The organism is Leucobacter sp. M11 (assembly GCF_035726885.1).
In the GTDB taxonomy this organism is placed as follows: domain Bacteria; phylum Actinomycetota; class Actinomycetes; order Actinomycetales; family Microbacteriaceae; genus JAPFRB01.
In genome coordinates, this window is sequence record NZ_JAPFRB010000001.1 from 651,220 (window position 1) to 656,028 (window position 4,809).

Consider the following 4,809-nt stretch of genomic DNA (forward strand, 5'->3'; position numbering starts at 1 on the left):
GCCTACTGCGCCTCGGGCTCCTTCGGCAGCCCGCGGAAGTAGCTGCGCTTCGAGCGGCGCACGTGTCCGGCCATCGCGTTGCCCGCGGCCAGGTCGTCCCCGGCGTCGATCGCGTCGATGATTGCCTGATGCTCCGGCCAGGACTTGCGCGAGCGTTGGGCAGCGTCGGCCACATACAGCCGCTCGATGGACCCCGAGATCGTGAGCAGGAGCACCTTCAGCACGGTGCTCCCGGCGAGGGTCGCGACGGCCTGGTGGAAGCGCATGTTCAACCCGACGAGCCGCTCCGTGTGGTTCTCGGCGAGGGCACCGTCGCCCTCGGCAAGGATCTCCGTGATCTCGGCCCGGGTCGCCGCCCACTCCTCGTCCGCTTCCTCGCCAGCGCGCGGGGCGCGACGGGCGGCCTTTCGGGCTGTGGAGCGCTCGATCTCCTCGCGGATATCGAAGAGGTCCGCGGCGTCCTCCGCGGCGAGGTCGCTGACCCGGGACCCCGAGTAGAGCTTCGAGTCCACGAGCCCCTCGGACTCCAGGGCGCGGATCGCCTCCCGAACGGGCACCCGGCTCACGCCGAACTCCCGGCTCAGGGTGAGCTCATTCAGGTGCGTTCCGGCGCCCAGTTCGCCCATGACGATCCGTTGCCGCAAAACGCTGCGGATTCGGTCAACGTTGCTGACAACCACACGTGCTCCTTGCTCCGTGCGGTGCGCGAGAACCCGATCCGGACGTTCCCGCGCACCGCGGTACCAGCGATTAGGCGAAAAACGCCGCCCCGGGAATCGAGTCGAGCAGCTGAGCGGTGTACTCGGTTGCCGGCGTCTCGAAAATAGTATCAACGGGGCCCGACTCCACCACCGCGCCCTGCTTCATCACGAGAACCTGGTGCGCGATCTGGCGGACCACGGCGAGATCGTGCGTGATGAACAGGTAGGTGAGCCCCAGCTCGGACTGCAGCTCGGCGAGCAGATCGAGGATCTGGTCCTGGACGAGCACGTCGAGCGCGGACACCGCCTCGTCGCAGACCACGAGCTGCGGGTTGATCGCGAGCGCCCGGGCAATCGCGACGCGCTGGCGCTGGCCGCCGGAGAGCTGCCCCGGGCGGCGCTGCGCCACCTGCCGGGGCAGGGAGACCTGGTCGAGCAGTTCCGCGACGCGGGCCCGCCGGGAGGCCCGGTCGCCGACCCCAAAGATCCGCAGCGGCTCATCGATCAGCCGCTCGATGCTGTAGCTCGGGTCGAGGGAACCGAAGGGGTCCTGGAAGACGGGTTGCATGCGTCGCCGGGCCGCCCGGAGGCGCGCCCCGCGGGCCGTCGCGATGTCCTCCTCGCCCAGGTGCACCGTCCCAGAGGTCGGCGTTTCGAGGCCGAGCACCATCCGGGAGAGGGTGGTCTTGCCGGAGCCGGACTCCCCCACCACGGCGGTGGTGGTCCCGGCGGCCACGTCGAAGGAGATCTGGTCAACGGCGCGCAGCGTGCCGCCGCCGCCCCGGATCTTGTAGTCCTTCGTCAGCTCGCGCACCCGCAGGATCGGGGTGCCGAAGGCTCCCGTGTCGAGGCTGAGCTGCTCGCGGGCCTCGGCCCGGGCCGCGGCCTCGCCAGCAACCTTCGCCGCGTCGGCGTCACGCACCGCCACGAGGGAGGGCGCGGCCGCGACGAGCCGCCGCGTGTAGTCCTCCTGCGGCGTTTTCAGGATCTCCTCCGGGGTGCCCTGCTCCACGATCCGCCCCTGGGACATCACGATCACACGGTCCGCGCGGTCCGCGGCCAGCCCGAGGTCGTGCGTGATAAACAGCAGCGCGATCCCCTCGGCGTGGATGAGCGATTGCAGGTGGTCCAGGATCTGCCGCTGCACGGTCACGTCGAGCGCCGAGGTGGGCTCGTCCGCGATGAGCAGGTGCGGATTGCAGGCGAGCCCGATCGCGATGAGCACCCGCTGCCGCATCCCGCCGGAGAACTCGTGCGGGTACTGCTTGGCCCGCCTGGCCGCATCGGGGATGCCCGCGAGACTCATCAGCTCGGCCACGCGCGTGCGCACCCCGCTCGCGGAGAGATCGCCGTGGCTGCCCGGGTGCGCGAGGATCGTATCGGCGATCTGTGCCCCGACCTTCATGGTGGGGTTCAGATTCGACATGGGATCCTGCGGGACGAGGCCGATCTGCTCGCCGCGGATGCTCCGCAGCTCCCGCTCCGTGGCGGTGGTGAGCTCACGCCCCCGGAGGGTGATCGAGCCGCCCGTGACCCGGCCGTTTGTGGCCAGCAGCCCCATGATGGCGGCCGCGACGGTGGACTTGCCGGAGCCGGACTCGCCGACGATGGCGACCCGTTCGCCGGGATTGATCACGAGATCCACCCCGTGCAGCACCTGGGCCTCTCCCGAGTCCGTGGTGAAGGCCACGGTGAGATCGCTGACCGCGACCAGGGGCTCCTGCCGGGCGTCGCGCCCGGGATCGTTAGCGTCCTGCTGCATAGCCTTGTGCTCCTCGCGGGTTTGCGGCGGCCGTCAGCGCGCCGGTGTGGGGGTTGCGTCCGACGCTGGAAAGCCGCCCGAGCGCCCAGTCTCCCGCCCGGGTGATCCGGTGCCCGCGGGCGGCCAGGTCGGCGAGGACGTCCTCGCCGAGGCGGTCCTCGACGACAACGCCGCCGGGGGTCCAGGTGCGCGGCCAGAACGACTCGGGAACCGAGGTCGTGTGCAGCGCGGGCGCGTCGATCGCCTGCTGCGCGGTGTATCCGCCGACCAGGACGCGGAGCAGGAAGAGGAGCTGCCACTGATCCTGCTGGTCGCCGCCCGGGGATCCGAGGGCGAGCACGGGCTCGCCGTCCCGCAGCACGAGCGTCGGCGTCAGCGTCGTGCGCGGCCGCTTGCCGGGGGTCAGCGTGGAGGGGGCGCCCGCCTCCAACCACGTCATTTGGAGCCGGGAGCCGAGGCAGAATCCGAGCTCCGGGATGACGGGTGAGGACTGGAGCCAGCCGCCGGAGGGCGTGGCCGAGACCATGTTGCCCCAGCGGTCGACGACATCGATGTGGCAGGTGTCCCCGCGGGTCACCCCGGTGGCGGACACGGTCGGCTCGCCGACCCCGGCCACGGTCTCGCCCGCGGCGAGCGCGGGGGGACGGTACTCGGTGCGCAGCGGCGGCAGGAACGGGGTGTGCCCGGGGACGATCCCCGGACGGAATTCCTCCGAGGCCCGCTCCCCGATGAGGGCGCGGCGCTCGGCGGCGTATTCCTCGGACAGGAGCACGTCCAGCGGGGCATCGTGGTCGCCGTAGTAGGCCTCGCGGTCCGCGTAGGCGAGCTTCTGCGCCTCGATGATGCGGTGCGCGCCCTCCGCCGTGGACGGGTCGATCTCGTGGTCGGCGAAGCCGGCGAGGATTTGCAGGGTCTGCAACAGGGCGGGGCCCTGCCCCCAGGCGCCGGTCTTCGCGATGGTGGCGCCCCGGAACTCGATCGTGACCGCGTCCTCAGTGCTGGCCCGGAACCCGGCGAAATCCTGCCGGGTGATGACCCCGGCGTGGTCGGTGCCCGAGGAGTGCCGGTGGGGGGCGCGGACGAAGTCGGCGGCGGCCGCGGCGACGAACCCGTCGGACCACGCGTGCCGCGCGGCCTCGATCCGGGCGACGCGGTCGGCGCCCTCCGGCAGCTCGGTCCCGGCCGCGATGAGTCGGTCCAGGGTCCGGGCATAGGCCTCGTTGCGAATGATCTCGCCGGGAGCGGGGGCCGCGCCGTCCCGCAGCCAGAGCTGCGCGGAGCTGGGCCAGTGCTCCAGGAACAGCTCGCGAACGCTCTCGATCGTGGTGCTGACCCGGGGCAGGGCGGCGTGCCCGTCGCGGGCGTAGCCGATCGCGAAGGCGAGCACGTCGGCGAGCTCCCAGGTGCCCTGCTCGGCCAGCAACAGGAGCCAGGCGTCAACCGCGGCGGGCACGGCGGCGGCGAGCGCCCCCGAGCCGGGGACGAGTTCGAGGCCCTCGCTGCGGTAGTGCTCGGCGCTGGCGCCGGCGGGGGCGTGCCCCTGGCCCATGAGGACCCGGGGGCCGGTGCCGGCGCCTGCGGCGAAGAAGATCCCGGTCATGTCGCCGCCGGGGCCGTTCAGGTGCGGCTCGACGACGTGGAGCACGAAGGCTCCGGCGACGCTCGCGTCGAAGGCGTTGCCGCCGCGTTCGAGGACGGCCTGGGCGCTGGCGGTGGCCAGCCAGTGCGTGGAGGCGCTCATCCCGAAGGAGCCCTCGAGGGTGGGGCGCGTGGTGAAATCGGCTGGAGGTGTGAAGGTCATGTCGGTCACTTTCTTGCGCTCGTGGGGTCGAACGCGTCGCGGAGCGCGTCTCCGAAGAGGTTGAAGGCCAGGCAGATCACCATGATGGCGAGTCCGGGGAACACGGCGGCGCTCGGCGCGCGGAAGATGTACTGTTGCGCGTCGGAGAGCATGATGCCGAGGCTCGCGTCCGGGGGCTGGATGCCGAGGCCGAGGAAGGACAGGATCGCCTCGCCGATGACGGCGACGGGGATGATCACGGTGGCCTGCACGATGATCGCGGAGACGACGTTCGGCAGGACGTGCCCCCCGAGAATGCGCACGGGGCCGGCGCTCATCGCCTGCGCGTTGAGGACGTAGTCCAGCTCCTTGACCCGGAAGGTCTCCGCACGGACCACGCGGATCATGGTGGGGATCTGGGCGATTCCGAGGGCGACGGCCGCGTTGCCGAGGCTGGCGCCGTTGATGGCGGCGAGGCCAACCGCGATGATCAGGAACGGGAAGGCGAGCATCACATCGGTGAGGCGGGACACGATCGCATCCAGCCAGCGCCAGTATCCGGCGAG

At 71.6% G+C, this 4,809-nt stretch carries 4 protein-coding genes; all 4 read right to left on the bottom strand.

Annotated elements, in window-relative coordinates; genetic code table 11:
- Positions 1 to 2: 2 nt before the first annotated feature.
- Complete coding sequence (locus OOT08_RS03380) at positions 3 to 680, bottom strand: GntR family transcriptional regulator (RefSeq protein ID WP_325091131.1); 678 nt, start codon at positions 678 to 680, stop codon at positions 3 to 5.
- A 70-nt stretch (positions 681 to 750) separates the two neighbouring features.
- Positions 751 to 2,463 carry an ABC transporter ATP-binding protein gene (locus OOT08_RS03385; RefSeq protein WP_325091132.1) on the bottom strand — a complete coding sequence of 571 codons (1,713 nt, stop codon included), beginning with the start codon at positions 2,461 to 2,463 and terminating at the stop codon, positions 751 to 753.
- Positions 2,447 to 4,264 carry a gamma-glutamyltransferase family protein gene (locus OOT08_RS03390; protein ID WP_325091133.1) on the bottom strand — a complete coding sequence of 606 codons (1,818 nt, stop codon included), beginning with the start codon at positions 4,262 to 4,264 and terminating at the stop codon, positions 2,447 to 2,449. Before OOT08_RS03390 ends, OOT08_RS03385 begins: the two co-directional genes overlap by 17 nt.
- Positions 4,265 to 4,269: 5 nt before the next feature.
- A partial coding sequence (locus OOT08_RS03395; RefSeq protein WP_325091134.1) for an ABC transporter permease occupies positions 4,270 to 4,809 on the bottom strand: 540 nt, incomplete at its 5' end.